At 45.0% G+C, this 20,677-nt stretch carries 11 protein-coding genes; 4 read left to right on the top strand and 7 right to left on the bottom strand.

The features are described from left to right. Positions 1-24 precede the first annotated feature (24 nt). Both NSQ29_RS08595 and NSQ29_RS08590 read right to left on the bottom strand, forming a co-directional pair. Positions 25-1,764, bottom strand: a complete 1,740-nt coding sequence (locus NSQ29_RS08595; protein ID WP_341124798.1) for an ABC transporter ATP-binding protein — start codon at positions 1,762-1,764, stop codon at positions 25-27. Further along, positions 1,761-3,497, bottom strand: coding sequence for an ABC transporter ATP-binding protein (locus tag NSQ29_RS08590; protein ID WP_341124796.1), 1,737 nt, complete (start codon positions 3,495-3,497; stop codon positions 1,761-1,763). The genes NSQ29_RS08595 and NSQ29_RS08590 overlap by 4 nt, the downstream gene beginning before the upstream one ends. 151 nt (positions 3,498-3,648) lie before the next feature. Here NSQ29_RS08590 and NSQ29_RS08585 point away from each other — a divergent pair, with 151 nt between their 5' ends. The 4 genes from NSQ29_RS08585 to NSQ29_RS08570 all read left to right on the top strand — a co-directional run bounded on the left by NSQ29_RS08585 (position 3,649) and on the right by NSQ29_RS08570 (position 6,314). Continuing rightward, on the top strand, positions 3,649-4,518 hold the full coding sequence (locus tag NSQ29_RS08585) for a LysR family transcriptional regulator (RefSeq protein ID WP_076286242.1): 870 nt from the start codon (positions 3,649-3,651) through the stop codon (positions 4,516-4,518). 129 nt (positions 4,519-4,647) lie between these two features. Then, entirely contained in the window at positions 4,648-5,001 is a 354-nt protein-coding gene (locus tag NSQ29_RS08580) for a hypothetical protein (RefSeq protein ID WP_341124795.1), read from the top strand. After that, positions 4,958-5,299 (top strand): hypothetical protein, encoded by a 342-nt coding sequence (locus NSQ29_RS08575; RefSeq protein WP_341124794.1) that lies wholly within the window; start codon positions 4,958-4,960, stop codon positions 5,297-5,299. Before NSQ29_RS08580 ends, NSQ29_RS08575 begins: the two co-directional genes overlap by 44 nt. 136 nt (positions 5,300-5,435) lie before the next feature. Then, on the top strand, positions 5,436-6,314 hold the full coding sequence (locus tag NSQ29_RS08570; RefSeq protein WP_341124793.1) for an ROK family protein: 879 nt from the start codon (positions 5,436-5,438) through the stop codon (positions 6,312-6,314). Between the two features lie 106 nt (positions 6,315-6,420). Here the strand turns inward: NSQ29_RS08570 and NSQ29_RS08565 are convergent, their stop codons facing one another. From NSQ29_RS08565 to NSQ29_RS08545, 5 genes are all read right to left on the bottom strand, one after another. Next, positions 6,421-9,828: a glycoside hydrolase family 2 protein gene (locus NSQ29_RS08565; RefSeq protein WP_341124792.1), complete on the bottom strand. Its 3,408-nt coding sequence runs from the start codon at positions 9,826-9,828 to the stop codon at positions 6,421-6,423. 129 nt (positions 9,829-9,957) lie between these two features. Further along, positions 9,958-13,110, bottom strand: coding sequence for an alpha-mannosidase (locus NSQ29_RS08560; RefSeq protein WP_341124791.1), 3,153 nt, complete (start codon positions 13,108-13,110; stop codon positions 9,958-9,960). Between the two features lie 37 nt (positions 13,111-13,147). Then, positions 13,148-15,442: a glycoside hydrolase family 3 N-terminal domain-containing protein gene (locus NSQ29_RS08555; protein ID WP_339796663.1), complete on the bottom strand. Its 2,295-nt coding sequence runs from the start codon at positions 15,440-15,442 to the stop codon at positions 13,148-13,150. A 27-nt stretch (positions 15,443-15,469) separates the two neighbouring features. After that, complete coding sequence (locus tag NSQ29_RS08550) at positions 15,470-17,914, bottom strand: glycoside hydrolase family 38 N-terminal domain-containing protein (RefSeq protein ID WP_076286248.1); 2,445 nt, start codon at positions 17,912-17,914, stop codon at positions 15,470-15,472. A 24-nt stretch (positions 17,915-17,938) separates the two neighbouring features. Further along, positions 17,939-20,677: an alpha-mannosidase gene (locus NSQ29_RS08545; protein ID WP_341124789.1), complete on the bottom strand. Its 2,739-nt coding sequence runs from the start codon at positions 20,675-20,677 to the stop codon at positions 17,939-17,941.

Raw genomic sequence — 20,677 nt, 5'->3', positions numbered from 1 at the left:
AATACTTCTCTTTCTTCACAAAGTCTACGCTGAGGCGAACTGACTGTTATATAATCTGGCGTAATATCCACCGCTAGCTAGGAGTTGATCATGCGTACCACTCTCCACAATGTCTCCATCCTTCATAAAAAGAATAAGATCCGACTCTCGAATCGTTGACAATCGGTGGGCAATCACAAAGCTGGTCCGACCAGCGATCATAGTCAGAAAAGCTTTCTGAATCCGTACCTCAGTTAAGGTATCAATACTGCTTGTAGCCTCGTCTAAGATGAGCATAGGCGGATCTACAAGCATTACTCGTGCAATGGTAAGTAACTGCTTCTGTCCTTGGGAGAGATTATCCCCTGAGCCACTGATCTTCGTATCATACCCTTCAGGCAGACGTTTAATGAAGCTATGAGCATTAGCAGCTTTAGCAGCAGCGATGATTTCCTCCTCTGTAGCCCCAGGTATTCCGTAAGCAATATTATCTCTGATCGTGCCCCCAAAGAGCCAAGTATCCTGCAGCACCATCCCAAAATTACGTCGCAGACTGTCACGCGTAATGGTCTTAATATCCACACCATCAATCTTGATGGACCCACGGTCCACATCGTAGAAACGCATGAGCAGGTTTACCAGCGTCGTCTTCCCTGCTCCAGTCTGACCTACAATCGCAACTCGGGTACCGGGCTTCACTTCTAGACTGAAATCGTTAATCAAGGGACGTTCTGGATTATAAGCAAAGGATACTTTTTCGAAGGTAATGGTTCCTTGACTTGTACTCATGATTTTGGCGCCCTTAGAATCAGCGGGTTCTGGTGTTAGATCGAGAATGGCGAAGATCCGCTGCGCAGAGGCAGTTGCCGATTGAAGCTGTGTAATCACACCTGTTATTTCATTAAACGGCTTAGCGAACAAGTTGGAGAAGATCAAGAAACTGGACAGATCCCCTACCGTGAAATGACCCCGAATTACCATAACACTACCGATCATAGCTATAACTGAGAACGTAACGTTATTTACTAGCCGCGTTGTCGGATTGGATAAGGAGCCATAAAATTGTGACTTCACACCGGTCTGATATAATGTCTCGTTTTGTTCTTCAAACTGAGACATTGCACGTTCTTCATAATGATAAGCGGTGACTACTTTTTGCCCGCCGATCATTTCCTCCACATAGCCATTGAGACCACCGAGAATCTTCGCCTGCTCTTTAAACATCTTTTGAGATCGCATCGTAATAAATCTGGCCACAAAAAAGGTGGCGGGTGCTGACAGAAGAACTACTAAGGTCATCAGAGGACTGATGTACAACATAAGCACAATTGCCCCAACAATGGTGATGATCCCTGTAAGCAGTATGGAGAAACCTTGCAGCAGTCCATCAGAGACGGCATCCATATCGTTAACAAACCGGCTGATACTGTCTCCTTGCGGGTGGTTGTCGTGAAATTTTAAAGGCAAAACATTTAATTTATCAAAAAGCTCCCGCCGTAAGTCATATACAGTCCGGTAGGCGATTCGATTCGTCAGATAGGTAAGGAGCCATCCGAAAAAGCTGCCGACAATATATACCGCTGCCAGAATCAAAAGCAGTCTAAGTACGGCGTCAAAATCCACCTCTCCCGGTCCGATCATAAAATCAATGGCTTTACCGATAAGTAGTGGTCCGATTAGACTGGCGATCACACTGAGTAACGCGCATATAACTGCCCCAATAGCTATTTTTCTATAATGTCCTGTATATACAATTAGTCTTTTCCAAATGTTGTTTTTGTTCATTGGCCCGACTCCTCACTCGATAGCTGGGACAGGCAGATTTCTTTGTACACTTCACAACCACGCATCAACTCCTCATGGGTTCCGACACCGGCGATCCGCCCTTCCTCAAATACCATAATTTTATCCGCTTGCCTTACAGTGCTCACCCTCTGCGAGACAACGAGTACAGTCATTTGCTGGCTGCTCTCTTTGAGCGCTTTACGTAGAGCCGCATCAGTAGCGAAATCCAGCGCACTGGAGGAGTCATCCAGAATTAGAATCGACGGCTTACCTACCACTGCGCGAGCTATCGTCAAGCGCTGCTTTTGCCCCCCGGATAAATTAAGTCCGCCACGTGATACCTGCGTATTCAATCCTTCTGGCAATTTACGAATAAACTCTTCCGCCTGAGCAACAGAGGCTGCTTGCATGATTTCTTCCTCGTTTGCGTCTTCCTTACCCCAACGAATATTCTCAGCGATTGTTCCAGTAAACAACACTGCTTTTTGCGGCACAATCCCTATTTTCTCACGAAGCTGATGCAGCTTATAATCTCTGACATTCACTCCATCCACTTTAACTTCACCTTGCACTGCATCATAAAAACGTGGAATTAAGTTCACGAAAGTAGATTTACCAGAACCCGTACTGCCAATCAGCCCCACAGTTTCTCCGCAGTTAATGACTACCGAAATATCCTCTAATGCCAATTCTCCTGTTGTATTATAACCAAACGATACATGATCGAATGATATGGCAGGAGCGGTATGATCAGGTTCAGTCATCACAACATTCCCGTCCTCGGACACGGATGCTTTGACACTCAGCACTTCATTCACACGATTGGCAGAAGATGAGGCTTTTGTAAAAATAATGACCAAGTTGGAGACCACTATAAGTGCCAGCAAGATTTGAGTGACGTAATTGATAAAGGCAATGATCTCACCTTGAGACAATCGCCCCCCATCAATGTGAATTCCACCTACCCATAAAATAGCTATGATCGCCGCGTTTACTACAAGTGTCGTCATAGGTCCAAGTAAAGCGGAAATCCGAGAGACCCGGATCGCTGTAGTGGTTAAATCCTCAGATGAGGCATCAAAACGTTCTTTTTCCGTACGTCTCTTCGCAAAAGCACGAATGACTCGTATCCCCGACAAATTCTCACTAAGAACGAGCGCAAGGGCATCCAGCTTCTGCTGGTATTTTCGATACAAAGGTGCACTTCGAGTGATAATAAAATATAATATAATGCCAAAAATCGGCGTTGCCGCTATTAAAATCAGCGATAATCTAAAATCCAAAATCATGGACATTATGATAGCCCCGATGCAGATAAACGGCGCACGAATAACCAGGCGAATCAGCATAGCCACTGCAATCTGCAACTGGTTTACGTCATTGGTAATTCTGTTAATCAGCGTAGGCGTACCGAACGTATCCAGCTCAGCGTACGATAAAGATGTAATATGTTTGAACATTTTATTACGAAGCGTCGTGCCGAATCCCTGAGATGCTCGTGCTGCATAGTATTGGCACACCATGGAGCAACCGAAGCCAAGCAGAGACATCAGCACCATCAGGCCACCCATACGGTATACATAAGCACTGTCATGATTTCCTACCCCGTTATTGATGATTAACGCGACAATGGTAGGCAAAATCAGCTCCAGAATCGCTTCCATCAGCTTGAAGATTGGACCGATGATGGCTTCTTTTTTGTACGGTTTTAAATAGACTGCAATTTTAAACAACGTCATCCACACCCAACATAAGAAGTATTTAAGCACTTGAAATATGTATAATAACAGTTATGATTATGGCATATCTACTCACATATTAATAATATTTGATTCGTATCGCTCCCATACGATTAACATATCTCAAGTTCGGAGGATTCTTTTTATGGATATTAGACAGCTTAAATATTTTATGGCTATCGCTGAGGAAGGGCAGATTACTTCTGCAGCCAGAAAGCTGCAAATGGCTCAGCCTCCGCTCAGTCAGCAGCTTAAGCTGCTTGAGGAAGAACTAGGTGTCAAGCTTGTAGATCGAGGTCCGCGCAGTGTACAACTTACCGAAGCAGGAGCCATTTTGCGTGACCGGGCTCAACAAATTCTGGAGCTGGCTGATTCCACTGCCCGGGAGCTCAATGATTTTGTCAAAGGCTTAAAAGGAACTCTCGCCATTGGCACTGTGTCTTCCTCAGGAGCGACCCTGCTCCAAGATCGACTATGTGAGTTCCACAAAACGTATCAAGGCGTTAAATTTGAAATCCATGAAGGGAATACCTTCAGAATCATCGACCTTTTGAACAAGGGCATTGTCGAGATCGGCATTGTCCGGACACCCTTTAATGCTACAAATTTAGAATGTCTTTACACACAAGCTGAGCCTATGATTGCCGTAATGACTCCAGAGTATGACTGGAAAACAGATGAAAACTTCGTTGAGATCGGTGAGTTAAAAGATAAGCCGCTCATTATCTACCGCCGTTTTGAGCAGCTTATCCGGGAAACCTGTCTTGAGAATGGTTTTGATCCGCTAATTTTCTGTATGAATGATGATGCGCGAACAACACTGCTCTGGGCAAATGCTGGTCTCGGCATCGGAATTATCCCCAAATCCGCTTTCGAATTAACGAGTAATCGTAATTTGATCTATAAAGAAATCAGTAGTGAGTCGCTTCGCACGCGGGTCGCCGCCGTCTGGATCAAAGATAAATACTTATCATCACTAGCTTCCAAGTTTATTGAAAGCTTTAAGAATGGTTAAACAACAGGCATGTTACTATATATGTAGCGATCGCACCGAAGAACTCTATTATTCTATGAGTATCTTGCCATTCTCGGCGAACGCAACGTTCAATTATTCGGAGATTACTTCCCGATTCGCTTCGACTACTTGGATACGATAGAGGGTGACAATTTATCTTGCCAAGTCCATCCTAAGCAATCGTATATTCGAAGTGAATTTAATGAATTTATGGAGCAGCAAGAATCCTATTACATTATGGAGAAGCAAGGAACATCCCATGTCTATTTGGGATTAACGGATACTTGCACCGAAGAAAATTTCTATCAAGTGGTGAAGACAGCGCAGGAAACGGCTATTCCTATCCCATTAAAAGACTATGTAAACGAGTTTGAAGCTGAAAAAGGCGACCTATTCCTCATTCCAACAGGTACAATGCATGCATCAGGAAAAAATAATCTTGTCCTCGAGATTTCATCAACAACATGGTGGTTTACGTTTTAAAATCTATGATTTCTTGCGCAAAGGAATGGATGGTAAACCTCGTCCGATTAATATTGATCACGCCTTTCCGAATATTGATTTCTATAAGAAAACAGCGTGGGTGCAGGAGAATTTAATCGCTAAGCCCGTACTATTACAATCCCAAGGTCGCAACGAAATGGTGGAACTTGGTCAACGAGAGGATCTACTTTTCTATGTACACCGATTACATTTAACTGATAAATGGGAAGATCATACGGATCACCAAATGGTCATGTTCAATCTCGTAGAAGGTGAGAATTATATCCTGCGACAATGAATCTCAGTCGAATTCCGGTATGCGGAGTCCTATATCCTGCCTGCTGCATTCGGTGCCTATCTAGTTGAGGATTTAGGTAGCCAGCCTTGTACGCTCATAAAAACTGTGGTATCCAAATCTTGGGATGTGAGCTTCCTTGAAGACTAAATTCGTTATCGCACTCGACGTTGGCGGGACCTTTATCAAGTCCAGTCTCGTCATGAATGGCTGCTCCATTCAAGCTTCTCAATTCCAAGTCCCTTCGCTTGCAAGTGAGGATGCCAGCACTACGCTCCAGCAATTCATGACGATCATGCAATACCAATATATGTTTGGAACAACATTATCGAACGATTTATCTGCTGCAGTGTGGCATTTCGGAATTGCATTTCCCGGGCCATTTGATTATGAGCAAGGAATCTCCTATATCCAAGGTTTATGCAAGTTTGAATCGCTTTACGGTATGAATCTCAAGAAGATTATTCGTAGCTTGTTGGAAGCAAATAATGATCAGCCATGGGCAGCAGCACTCGTTCATGCACCTATTCGTTTCGAGAATGATGCTAAGCTTTTCGCGCTAGGGATCAGTACCTTATTTCCACAAGAACGTTTTATCTCTTTAACACTCGGCACAGGGCTGGGCTCTGCTTTCATTGATCAAGGAAAAATCCGAATTGAGGGTGAGGGAGTTCCTGGTAATGGAGAGCTCTATGATAAGCCTTATCGCCATACAATGATCGATGAAGTGTTCTCCCGTCCTGGTATTCTACATGCCGCACAGGAACGTGGATTTTGGATAGAAGGCATGGATGTGAAGGAGCTCGCTGATCTGGCAAGACAGGGAAACCTCGCCTATCAACAAGTATTCGAAGAATTTGGTTCGTGTCTAGCTGAGATGCTTGATCCCTATATCGTGGGCTTTGGAGCACAGCGACTCGTGCTTGGCGGACAAATCGCGAAAAGTTTTGATGTATTTGGACCTGCGCTCGAACAGGGACTACTACCACATCATCTATCTATCTATTTATACATCTGAGCATGTTATAGAGAATACGTTCAAAGGTATTGATCAATTATTCTCATAAAAGACAGAAGGTCGGCTACCCATTATTTGAGTAGCCGACCTTTCACACCTCCATACGCTATTTACCGTACTCTATAATCATTTGAGGATTATTAGTCATTCTGATCGTAGTCATTTGCGAATAACCTGATTCAATACGGATCGGTTCTCCGCAATAATTCCCCCAGCCTAACGCTGGGTAGTACCAGCCTTGATTGATAATAAGCTGTGCTTTGATTTTTGCAGGAATGGTATCATTCAGAATTTCGAATGCCTCGATGACAACTTCCGCTCCCTCGTAATCGACGGGGACTTCAATGGTAATCTTATGGTGAGCAAGTGGAAGTTCTCTGCAAGTAAATCGTTGTTGGTACAGTGGCATACCAATATCACTATGTGTACCAATGATGTGCTTGGGCTGATCATCTACGTGAACATGCATCGTTCCACCGGTTTTATGTTTCTTATACATGAACTGAACGCCTGTACCGTAAAATGAGAATTCAATGGTAGATCCCGGAGTATTCGAATGCCACACCGTACCTTTGATACCTTTTGAATCTTGTAGGTGCTGCCATTCGCCCTTATAGGTTAATGAATCGGTATCCGCATCGCTAACTAGTGTAGGCGGTTGATACATATAAGCTATTCGAGCAGCCTCGTTTCCGTTTGATTCTACGCGTAGAGTGGCGTCCGTATCTGCTAGACCAACAGCATAGAAGTGAATATACTCTCGCATCGTTTGGAAATCATTAGTAACTAATCCTTTAGTAGAATCGTCTTTAAGTTCCAAGTAATAGTTGCGCATATCGTCCTTCCATTCCCACGCAGGTTGCTCTCCGTAAATGTCTGGTTGTTCATCACTAGCTTCACGAACCCGGTTGGCACGGCCGGTAAGTCTCCCTATATGATGCTCAGGATAAACACTGAATCGTCCTGATTTTTGCCATTCCACATAATCGATGTGCTCAGGCATATCAAATGCAACGCCAAGTTCTTGCATTTCAAGCTCACGTTCAACATTGTCCAGCGTATAGCGAATTTCAACTTTACCACTTGCGAACAGCTTCTGAACAAATAAAACTTTTATGCCTAGTGTGTATTGACCAGTAGTTGTGACTACAATCTGCTGGTCATTCTCGCAAGTTTCTACATGAATGGAACCTGGAATCCAATGACCAAGATCGACACCGGTCAAATTCAAATGCGGTCCACCTGTAAGTATGACTCGGTTTTGGAAAGTTGCTTGAGTGAGCATCGCTGATTCTTTGCAATATGTGAAAGAAACCATGTTGTTACGAATGATATATTGCTCATCCGTTTCTTCGACCTTTAATGCTTCATACTCGGCATCACAGAATATGAACTGTCTTGTTGCAATTGGGAGCAGATATTCATCTACGACAATGCCATCCGATGTTTGGAACTGTAAATGTATGCGCTCTCGATCGCTCCAATCTCGTGCTGGGAGTTCGAGTTGCCCACTTGAGTATGGCTTAATATCAGGTCCATAGAAAGACGGTTGGGCAATAATTTGCCCATCCACGTGAATGCTGTAGCCAATGTTCACTTCATTCAGGTTAGTGTGATTGAACCAGTTACTAATTGAGATGATGAGTGGGGCATATCCTGGATTCCCAACGGTGCCTTCCTTAATCCGAATTGGGGAGTAGGCTTTCTTAGTCATCCAATACTCAGGCTTATGTCTGCGCCAGACATCACTCATATTCCCCCATTCTCCGTATCCTACGGCAGTACCAATTGAATGCTGTTGATGTCGTTCGGGGACACCATCAGGCAGGAAGAATATATCATCAATATTAGCCCACAATGCACCACCAAGCGCACCATGCGTATTGACAATCTTCTCCCATATCTTATATACACTCTCTCCCCAGAAGTTGCGTACGTTATTGTCTCGTTCAAGTTCCTCGATGTTATAGCAAGCGATATGTGCATATTCATCATGAATAACAGGAGAAGAATAGTTAATTACGATATCTTTCTCAGATACCCCATAAGTAACTAAGTGGTAATCCATATCATTTGTATAATCAATATAATGTGCGCTGTAAATATCGGTTGTACTGCCATCCTCAACTAAGAACGGATAACTGAATTTAGTTGGCCGAGTCGTCTCCTCTTGCTGAACGTACTGCAGCTGTCTTCTGAATTTATCCCCTTCCTCATTAGCGCGCCAGCCACTCTCATTAGCTAAGGACCATATTATGACGCTAGGATGAGAACGATCACGTTCTATCATTTCTGCTAATTGATTCATATACCATGGTTCGTCATCCCGCCATGGTCCAGGTCCATTTGCATACTGGAAGTTAACGGCTGTTTCTTCCTCTACATACATGCCAAGCTCATCGCACGCCGCAAGAAACTCCTCCGATGGTGGATAGTGGGAGGTTCGTACGTAGTTAACATTTTGCTCTCGTAGCAATATGACATCCTGTATATCCATTTCTGGTGTTGTTGTTCTACCGAGCTTTGGATGGATACTATGGCGGCATGTGCCTCTTAATTTAATTCGTTCTCCATTAATGTAGATTTCTTTCGGATCTGTCCCGTTCTTTCCTGCGAAGCAGATTTGTCGGAATCCAACCTGTACTTCAGCTTGCTCGATCAATTGATGCTCATCGTCAAATAACTTGGCATGTAGGGTGTATAGATAGGGCTGCTCAGCATTCCATTTCTTTGGGTGTTGAATGTTGAAGGATATATCGAGGTGTTGTTGCTCAGGCTCAAAAAAGATAGAGTGCTCTTCAAGTGTTACGAGGGATTGTTGTTGGTCTGTTAGCTCCAATTGAACATAAGCAGCATTAGCTTGATTCAGTTCGGCACCTAATGATACATGCAAAAACGCGTTATTGTAAGCGGTGTCAAATTCAATTTCATAATGAAATCTAGTAAGATGCGTCTTAGGTACTGCAATAAGCTCTATCGATCTTAGAATCCCACCAATATTATGATGAGCGTATTTGCTACCAATTGAAGGGTCCCATATGTCATCGATGAATTCAACGACGATAGTAGTAGCTTGCCCAGCGCGGATCTGATCCGTAATATCACAATCCCATGTCGTAAATCCACCCTGATGATCACGGTTATACAAACCGTTTATCCATACCTTAGCTTTGGAATATATACCATGGAACCTTAGGATTACATGCTTTCCATCATAATCTTCTGGAATCATAAAAGAAGTTGTGTAGTAGTATGGTGTGTCATTTTCGATATTATAGCCTTGCATAGCAACTTCACCAGGAACAATGATTTCATGCCAATCATAAGAATCGAGGTTTTGTGCCTCAATATGTTCAGTTGAGAGTGGATTCATACTGAAATACCATTGATTCTCAAGACATGTATTGAGACATATCACAGGATCTTTCGTGCCCGAAGTATAGGTAGGCTTCGTAATTATTGTAGGTCTTTTCCATGCTGTCGAATTGTTTAGTACTGATGTTGCCATGATCATGCTAATTCAACCTCCGAACATAGATTGATGGATGCCTAGCGTCAATATCATTCCAAAATGGACATAGGAAGAGAACGAACCGCAGTCGTCTTCCTATGTCTTTCAGATGCAGGATTCGTCCAATTTTGACTATACAGTCTTAATCTTGATCGTTTTTATTTCATAAGGTGTAAAGGTCAGTTGCCATCTGTCCATTAACATGACTTCTTCTTCCAAGGCATTCGATACATACACCGCTTGATGTGGATACGGCCACTTCAGCTCGATCGTCTCACGACCTCCAGCGGATTCATACATACGAAGAATGATGCCATCGTCATCCTCAGCCCATTTGACCGTCTCCAAGAAAACATGCTCACTTGTAAAAGGAAGCAATGAACAACATCGATCCCATACATTCGTGCTCTGTAGCTCTGTAGCATCTACGGTGGATGCTGCAATATAAGCAGGTGGATGATTCAGCTCTGCTGCTGCTCGAAGTGTGTGTCCTTGGCGCCAATCGCCGGCATGTGGATACAGTGCATAGGTGAACTCATGATATCCCTGATCTGCCGATATATCCGGCCATCTTGGCGCACGTAGCAAGGAAAGACGAATCGTACTTCCTTGGGTATCATAACCATACTTACAATCATTCAGCACACTGACACCATAGCTATGCTCAGACACATCAGCGAAGCGATGACCACATACTTCATATTGCGCTTGATCCCAGCTTGTATTGCGATGTGTATTCCGCTCTAAAGCACCGAACGGTATTTCATAAGTGGCTCGACTTGTTACAACATCGAGTGGGAAGCCCACCTTCAGCAGCTTATGAGCTTCCTGCCAATCCACCTTTGTTCTAAACTCAATGCGAGCATGATGATGATATAGAACCATCTCCTGCTCAATCGTGGATTGTCCTATACGCCAACGGAAGCCTATAACATCAGCAACAGCTCCTGAGCTGATTAGCTTCTTCTCTAACAGAAATGCCTCTCCAGCAGACTGTTGCTCATAGCGCGGATCAATGTCCCACGCATCCCATAGCGTCGGACGATCATGGAAGAAATGGAACTGATTCGCCCGCTCTCCCGCCTTCACGATTTCACGATTCGCTTGTTTATCGTATAAGCTTATGATTTCTCCTTGTTCATTGAAGCGTATACGATAGTAGGCTGTCTCCCACTCATCAAGCAGCTTTGGTAATACTTTCGGCGATTCTGGCACTGCAGCTACTTCATTTTCACGTACTAGAATCGTATTGTAGCCCATTGCTGGAACATTCGGTACACGAATTCGAAGGATCTTGGTCGTTCCATGGCTACTAACTTCATAATCCAATGATTCACCATCCGTAGTCACGATCGTTAAGCGATGCCATTCAATATTCGTAACACCTTGATCGATAAGATCCTGGGTAGTCAGCTCTAATACACAATCACGGCTCCAGCCCATACTATTCAATACAAGGAACGGTGTTCCTTCCATCGTCCCTTGGATCTGAATATTTGCTGCAATGGCTGCCATCCCGGTCTGTAAGCTTGCTGTCCCACGCTCGAATACTTCCACATACTCTTTCATCGATGTCTCATACGTTTCTGTAATGGCAGAACCCGGAATAATATCATGGAACTGATTTAATAAAATCAACTTCCATCCCTCATGTAAATCATGCTGTAACGTCGTTGCTTGTTCTGAGCTCAGCGATGATCGCACCAACGTAGACCATAACTCTGCTTCACGATACAGAACCTCAGCCTTCCGATTATTACGTTTGTTACGCCCATGTGTCGTATACGTACCTCGATGTAATTCAAGATACAGGTCACCGTACCAGCTCGGTAAATTTGGATTTGCTTCGGAAATACCCGTGAAGAATGCCTCCGCGCTACTAAATTGAGATGAGGGCTGACCGATCATGAGATCCGAGCGATGAATGTATTCGAGCATCTCACGCGTGACACCACCACCGCCATCCCCATGCCCATACAATAACATTTGTTCCGGATGCTTAGCTTTCTCTTTATAAGATTGCCAATGTTCATGAACATCCTTCGGCTGCGTATCCTCGTTCACCCCATGATTGCAAAACGATAGCATTGACGTTCCATCAATGCCTACCCAATAAAACAAGTCATACGGAAATGGGTTCGTATCATTCCAATTCAGCTTTGTCGTCATGAAGTAACGCATGCCACCATGCTTCAAAATTTGCGGTAATGATGCACAGTAGCCAAAGGTATCCGGTAACCATTCTATAAAGGATCGCTTTCCAAATTCCTGCTGATAAAATCGTTGACCGTAGAGCATTTGCCGCATCAATGATTCACCACTTGGTATATTGAGATCCGGCTCCACCCACATGCCACCGACAAGCTCCCAGCGGCCTTCACGAATTCGTTCTTTTACACGCTCATATAACACTGGATCATTCAACTTCAAATACTCGAAGAGCAACGGCTGACTCTGTGCATACCGATATTCAGGAAATTCATCCATTAAAGCATTTACAGTTGAGAACGTCCGACTCGTCTTACGCACTGTCTCACGACATGGCCACAGCCATGCAATATCAATATGAGATTGTCCTACCATATGGATGACACCTTCGCTATTGCCACCGATCTGTCTTATTTGTTCGACAAGGTGGTGTTCAATTGAAGCTGCGGCACCGCCTGCAATCTTCTCTTGTGATAGCAAAGTAAATGCATCCATAGCTGTATATAGAGCTTCCATCACGCGAGTACGACGAAAATCTGACGCTGGTAGCAATTCCGCAGCATTCATAATGACGCTCACAGAATACATCAACGACTGCACTGTTGTGTTCACATAGACTAGCGTGCTATGAATCTTGCGAATGGGTGCATGAATGGTTGCTTGCTGATTTAAGGGATCCACAGGCTCCGGTACAGCATCAAACAGTTCAATCTCCACTTCGATTTGTTTGCCAACCCGATCAGGTAATTTTACAAATGGGTGATTTCGATCCAACCCTTGAAAGGACTGTCCGTTAATACGAAGCAGCCCTTCCCCACCTGATCCAGAGGTAAAATATAACCCTACTGCATCCTCAGGCCATTCGTTCGGAATGGATAACGTCGTACGCAGCATATACGTTGTACCTTGTTTGCTTGGGAATAAATCAAAGGCTTCGCTTCCTACAAAAGCGCGTTCCTCCGAATATTTACCCGGTAAAATATATTCTGTTGATTGTACGTCCCAGTCTTTAATGGGGATCGATTCGAGCCACTGTCGTTCAGATAACTCTCGAATGAACCGTTGTATTCTAATCATTAATAATCCCCCTGATCGTTCGTCCGCTTCATCGCACTCATTGTACAACCTGTAAATCGATGGACAATGTTTGCTCTACATTCGAGCCCGTATAAAGTTCAAATCGACCCGGCTCGACGATCCACGTTAAATCTGCTGAGACAAATTGCAGCTCCTGTGATGAAATAGTAAAGTGAACGGTACGCTTCTCCCCAGGCTCCAAATAAATTTTACAGAAGCCCTTCAGCTCCTTATCCGGGCGTGATATCGAACTAACACAGTCCTTGATGTACAATTGCACGACCTCGTGTCCAGCCATATCACCCGTATTCATCACATCCACTGAAACCGTACACGTACCATCAACAGAAATACTTGGTTGATTCAATTGTATATTGTCATAGTGAAAGCTCGTGTAGCTAAGCCCATACCCAAATACATACTGCGGATGGAAGTCCGTCTCTAAATATCGATGCCCACGCGAACGCTTCTTATTATAGTACACAGGTAATTGTCCCAGATGCTTCGGAATGGATAGCGTTAATCTTCCTGATGGGTTGTAGTCACCAAACAGGATATCCGCAATCGCATGACCGCCCTCTTGCCCTGGGTACCATGCCTCCACAATCGCATCAGCATGCTCATCAATCCATGGCTCAACAATTGGGCGACCATTGATATACACAACAATCAGCTTCTTGCCTAAACTGTGAAGCTCCTGCAACAGCTCGAGCTGTACTCCACATAAATTCAGTTGGGCACGATCAAAGCCTTCTCCACAATCCATATCACTTAGCATAAACGTATCGGTAATGACCGCAGCCCCAGTCTTCAAATCAATCGTACCTTCTCCAAAATCACGTGCACTCGATCCGCCTACAACAGCAATAATTGTCTCTGCTGAAGCCGCAGCTGCGATCGCCGCTTCGAATCCTTCCCGAGATGGGTCCTTCACTCGACAGCCTGGTGCATACACAACCTCACTAAAGCCTGAACACTTCGCGCGAACGCCATCCAACACGGTAACAATCTGCTCCCGCTCCTGCGGTGACGTATAATCGCCTAACTGGTTATACATATTGTTCGCGTTCGGTCCAATCACGGCGATCTTGCCACGGGATGGAGATAACGGTAATGCCTGTTCCTTATTCTTCAGTAACACAATGCCTTCGCGTGCAGCTTGCCGAGCCAATTCTCGATGAGAGGATTGACCAATAACCTGCTCTGCCAACGCTGGATTCACATAAGGACGTTCGAATAATCCTAATTCAAATTTCAAGCGCAAGATTCGCTCCACCGCAAGATCTAGATCTGACACCGCGATCAATTGCTGATCAAGAGCAGATTGTAGATATTGGCCAAAGGTCTCACCGGACATCTCCATATCTACGCCCGCTTTCAATGCTAGGCTGGCCGCTTCCTCTTCCGTCTCACAGATTTGATGACCATGTCTGAGCTGGCTCATCGCTCCACAATCCGTGATGACGAAGCCGTCAAAGCCCCACTTGTCACGTAAAATATGCGTCAACAGCTCTTTACTAGACGTACAAGGTACCCCATCAATTTCGTTATAGGCCGTCATAATGGATTTGGCTCCTGCCGCAACCGCACGCTGAAAAGGAAGTAAATCCTTCTCCATCAGCTCACGCATGCCCATACGTACGGTATCCGCATTACGCCCACCATCTGGACTACCATAAGCTACAAAATGCTTCAAGGTTGCAAGAATGGTATGATCCGTATTTAACGAATCCCCTTGCAACCCTTTCACCGCAGCTATTGCCATTTCACTAATCAAATAAGGATCTTCACCAAAGCATTCCTCTGTCCGCCCCCATCGCGGATCACGTGTCACGTCCAATACAGGAGAATAGGTAGCTGCTCCCCCTTGTGCACGAGTCTCTACCGCTACAGCTTGACAAACCTGTCGGAACAACTCTGTATTCCAGCTACTTCCTATGGTCAGTGGTACAGGGAACACCGTGTTCCCTATGGCCATATGTCCATGGGAGCATTCCTCACCAAATAGAATTGGAATGCCCAGTCGCGTATGCTCCATTGCATATCGCTGAATAAGATTAGTAACCTCGGCCCCTTCACGCAGGGACAAGCCTGTTTCAAGTGTAACCTCTGTCCATGGATCTGCTCGAAGCACACCATATAGTGAACCGACTCCACCATTCGCAATTGCGTCTTTAAATGTATCCGTGAGCTGAACATCTCCGTCGCCTTTTACATATGTCTTCCAGCCAAAAGGCTGGAGAAGCTGTCCAAGCTTCTCCTCCAGCGTCATTTCGGCCAACAAATCTGCAACACGCTCAGCAATAGATAACGAAGGGTTTTTATATTTCATTCGATATATACCTCCAGTTTTGTTGAGCTAGTGTTGGCGCCAAGCTAGAATGCCAGCATTCATTCCACGGCATGCATCCATGGAAGCATCCGGTTTGCTATAGTTCTCGCCCCAAGTGATGAAATATCTAAATTCATAGAAACCACCCAATGTCGCAGAGAAATTAGTTTCCCAATAGTTATTCATCACCCAAGCGTACAAATGAGCTGGATCCTGCTCTAGCTTCTCATCACCGTTAAGCAATCGATACCCATGTTCTAGCGAACCTAGCTGAATTAATGGAGTGTCTGGCATCGCGATCACAACGCCTTGCGATCCGGCAACATATACAGCTCCTTCTCCAACCGCTGTGTAATCTGCTAAGCTGCCTGGTAATTGATCCTTCCGCATCCGTGTCAACGCATCCATCTTATCCACCCATAAGTCATACTTATCCGTTGATAATGAGCCACCAAAAGGAAGTGAAACATATAAGTTTTCAGGCTTCCATACGCTCTCTTTATGCATACGTACGGCCACATCCACACGTGGACGATCCGCGTATACTGTTAAGAACAAGGAATAATGCTCACAGCCATCCACCTTGTAGGTTAATTGAATAATGCCATATACCGGACCCTGCGTAATGATCTCCGCACTAATTAACTCGCCTATTGAAACGATCGCATCCGGTCCCTTCCGATTACGGCCCATCAATCGACGCACCTCGGTCATTTCTACGACCTTTGTTGCAGGTGTAACATCATAGACTGGCGTAAAAGCTGCGTGCTGACGATCAGCTCGAAGTAGCTCTTGTCCTGTCGTTTTATCTACCCACGAGGTGATCCCTTCTCCCTTTTTCCACGTGATGTGTACAAACGGAGTTTCTACATAGGAAGATGTCATGCGGAAATTCTTCACATCATGCGTAACATCCAGATCCATCACGCGATCGGATGCCAAATAATCGTTCATAAAAGCGGTCCTGATACCAGGTTTCACGGCGACGATCTGAAGTACTCTCTCTTCACTAGGCTGCAATGTTACCGGAATCGTTACGATCACACCTCGAGATGCCAGACGAAGCTGAGATGGAATGACCTCATTCGTCGTAATATCACGTACCTCGAAGCCGTCCTTGATCTCATCGTGATACCATCCTTCGAGAATGAGATGCGCATAATCTTCTTGTACGAAATGATATGGATTATGAATTTTAAACTTCATAGGGCGCCCAGGAGCAAGTAATGCATCGCCCTTCGCCTCAAGAATGTCATACAACGCACGATGCGCAATCGTACTTGCATTGGCAGCAAAGGCTTCCTTCCGCAAGCCTAATTCCTGAACGAACGGATTCCAAGGCTCGGAAATGGATGAATGATAGCCCCATGTATGCTCAGCAAACATCGTTAACTGATATTCCATCTCCTTCATCGTCTCCGATGTAACGATTTCACAGTTCGGATCCAGCCTTCTAACCTTTTGATATACACGTTGTGCTTCACGGAATACTTGTACATGCTTCGGTGTTGAACCTACGCCATCCGTCCACCAGTCTGGCCAATCTCCACGATACACAGGAATATCTTCCGCATGCTGCTGTGCATGAGCACGAACTTCATCGAAGAAATCATCTAAAGTTGCCATCTGAATCTCAATATTTTCGCCGTGCTTCGCATTCCATTGACGAATGAAGGTCATCGTCTCCGCATTCGGTGGATTGTTATCCGTTGGTAGCCCTGAGAACATAGCCGGGAAGAAGTTAAAGGCATAGCCATCCTCTTGCAAACGCTCAATGTAGCGAAGTATACGCTGTTCAGCAATCTCGAATGTAGCGCCATGACTCATATCAAATTCATCTTTGATCGTATATTTCCCGCCCATACCAGGTACAAGCCCCAGATCATTACCGAATACATAATGCTCCCCACTCCAGGTCAGCAAGCGATCACCGGAAGGCATTTCCCACCAGAAAGGCTGCTGCTTCTTCCAGCAAGGAAACATTCCGTGATGGGTATGAATGCAGGTAGATAAATTATGAATACCGGCATCTAACAATGCCTGACCATACCCCCAGCTGAAGCCGTTAATGTCTGCAGTCATCGCTGATGTAATTGGAGCTTCAATGGAATATCCAAAATCTCGTACACGGGCAATCATCGATGTGAACAAATCTTTGCCGATTAATTCCGTCATATTCAAGTACGTACCGGACAAGCCGATATCACCACGCTTAACTCCGGCTACGAACTCTTCCTTTTCTTGCTCCGTTGCCCGACTCAGGAAGGTTTCGATAGGCCAAAACGTTTCACATACCCACTTAAACCCCTCCCATTCAGGTCGACGACCGGATTGAATTTCACGCAAAATGTGAAGCACCTGCCGGATAAAGTCTACATGATATTGTTGGATCTTCTCCTGACGCTCTGTGTAGCCGATATCGGTATGGGAATGATGAATTGCATAAATTTTCCAAGGTTTTGTGTTAGTCATCTTTTATTCTCCTCTACTTGGTGCTCATATCGATTTATTAAGAACAACAGTTACGATCTCGGCCGCCTTTACTTCAAGCTGGATGACAGCGTTTGAATCGGCCGTAAGCGCTTCCTCATGTGATTCGAGTATATTACTTTTATACGCCTGACTATAGTTCATACGAGGTTCGAAGGCTAAAGTCGTTGGTGAAGTGGTCATGTTGAACCAACGAATCGCAAGATCACCCGTTGCTTCAGCTACCTTCACGGAAGAGAGCTGCATGTCATTTCCACTCGCCTGCAACCATTGATGTTTCGGCTGAAGACTACCATTATGAATATCTGTCGATACAGTCATCCATGGTATTTGATATTGATAGGCAAGCGCATACGCTTCTTCAGCTACCGCAGAACCATGTGGAATAATCATGAGCTCCGCCTGAGCAGGACCTAGACATTGTGCTTCTGGTGTGTAGAAGACGCCCCAATCTCCAAGCTCACCTGTGCAGCGTAGCAATGTAACGGCAATCGTATTCCGTCCATCACGTAACACTTCGTATTCATTTAACCCTTTATTAGCGATGGTTAAGCCCGTCACGTCGTCCTTCACACTAACGAACGCTTGCTGATGTTGACTATTGTCTGGGTTCGTCCACTCACTCGAAGGTTCTGTGCTTCGTGTTGCGATCTCAAACATCGAATCCGCCTGATGCACATCGCTGACGAGATCCGTTGGGAACAGCATTCTGATGCGATGATCCTTCGCTTGATTATCGAAGGAGCTCTTCACTTGAAGTCCCTTACTATATTTCTCAAGCGTTACAGTCGTTGTTATATGGAGCTTCACGGTTTCGGTTGAACGTCCAGCCTGACGACTCGGGAACCACACGATGCCTTGCTGCTCTGCTGCGAGCAATTCATCCGCACTTACTGGAATGTCCCAATCATGAACGATTTGTACCGTACATGCGTATGGCTGATCGGATACGATAGAAATATCAGCTATAAGCGACTCTGTCGTCAATACGTTCGTATTCTTCGGCTGACAATACATGTATTCATTTCCGATATCGCCGCTATTCTCATAAATACCGAGACCGCGATATACTTTACCATTTGCCTTATCTGTTAGTGTGATCGAGCCATTATCTTCAATCCGTGCAGCAATAAACTCATTCTCTAGCGTCCGTTCATGAAGTAGCGAGCTTTCCTTTATTTCAGAATGTGGTCTCTCTACTACATCCTTCATCCAGGCATAAACTTGATGACCATTTGCAGGAACTGCTTCGACATGAAGCTCTAATCGAACACGTCGTGAGAAATACGGCTGACGAAATTTATCATCAGGCAAGTCATAACCGAAGTGGAGCCCCAGATCGGTTAGCTGATATTCTAGCTGACGCCCACCATGATCAATCACGCGATGAGGATGAATCTCGTGCGATGTCATCTGATTACGCATCTTCTCGATCGTTTCGCCTTCCCGGAAATAGATACGAGCAATATCCAGCTCCACCGTAACTACCCCACTGCGGTCATGGCCTGTCGTATTAAACACAATGAATGGACATGCGTGATCCCCGTATTCGGCGAAGCATGATGTATCCACATGATTTGCGATCGTCTCCATACTGTTCTGTACAATAGATTCTGTAACGTGACGGCTCTTGTCGAATCGCGTTACCATCTCACGATGTACCTCATCCACACTACAGCCACAAATACTATCATGCGGATGATTCTGCATGAGCGTCTTCCATGCATAAGTGAATAAGTGATGTGGATACGCATGTCCCAACTGATGAGCATAAGCAGATAACGGCTCAGCAACCTTCTCGAGCAATGTCTGACCCTGCTGGTTCATTTGCTTCAAATACACACGAGAGGAGGCCGTATTCACTAACGTTCCCCATCCATCTGTACGCTGACTTCGAAGCTCACCTTGGACGGTTGATAATTCACAATCAAGTGAACGATGCAGTGCATTCAGATAATCATTGAAATTGGAGTGAATAAACTCCGTGTCTGGATAGAGTTCACTAGCTGTCCGAATGGCTTCCGGCAAGTCCAGCTGAGCTGGCTGGTGATCACAGCCGTTCATATATAGTAGCTCGCTCGTCGATGCATATTTTTCCGCATCCGCTAGCTTCCGATCCCAATATGCCTTGGCTTCTACCGGATCTACTGGGACTTCATTTCCATTCGAGTACCAATTCGCAAATAGAATACCGAGTACCTTGGAGCCATCTGGGCCTTCCCAGATCAATTCGGAGTAAGACGATTCATAATCTCCATCCGATACCTCATTGTTGAAGCCCGTCGGCTTCACACCACGACCGAAGAAGGCGTTCTGAATACCTGACTGCTGCATCAGCTGTGGTGTCTGTCCACACAACCCGAAGGTATCAGGAAAGTATCCAATTTTGGATACTTCCCCATACTTCAGTGCATCTTGATGACCGATCTGCATATTTCTTACATTGGCTTCACTACTGGTGAGGAACGCATCCTGCAATATATACCATGGACCAATAAGGATTCGACCATTTTGAATATGACGCAACAGCCGCTCCTTCTGATCCGGTCTAACTTGAAGATAATCCTCGAGAATGATCGTCTGCCCATCCATGAAAAAGCTACGAAATTCTGACTCCTCGTCCAACCGATCTAGCAAACTATCTACCAATTGAACGAGACGAACATGATGCTTCTCATAGGGTAAATACCATTCACGATCCCAGTGCGAATGGGAAACGATATGTGCCGTTCTTTTCTTCGTCAT

This window comes from Paenibacillus sp. FSL F4-0236 (assembly GCF_038000135.1).
GTDB lineage: Bacteria > Bacillota > Bacilli > Paenibacillales > Paenibacillaceae > Paenibacillus_AQ.
The sequence above is the reverse complement of the archived record's forward strand: the minus strand, read 5'-3'. Positions and strand labels throughout refer to the sequence as shown.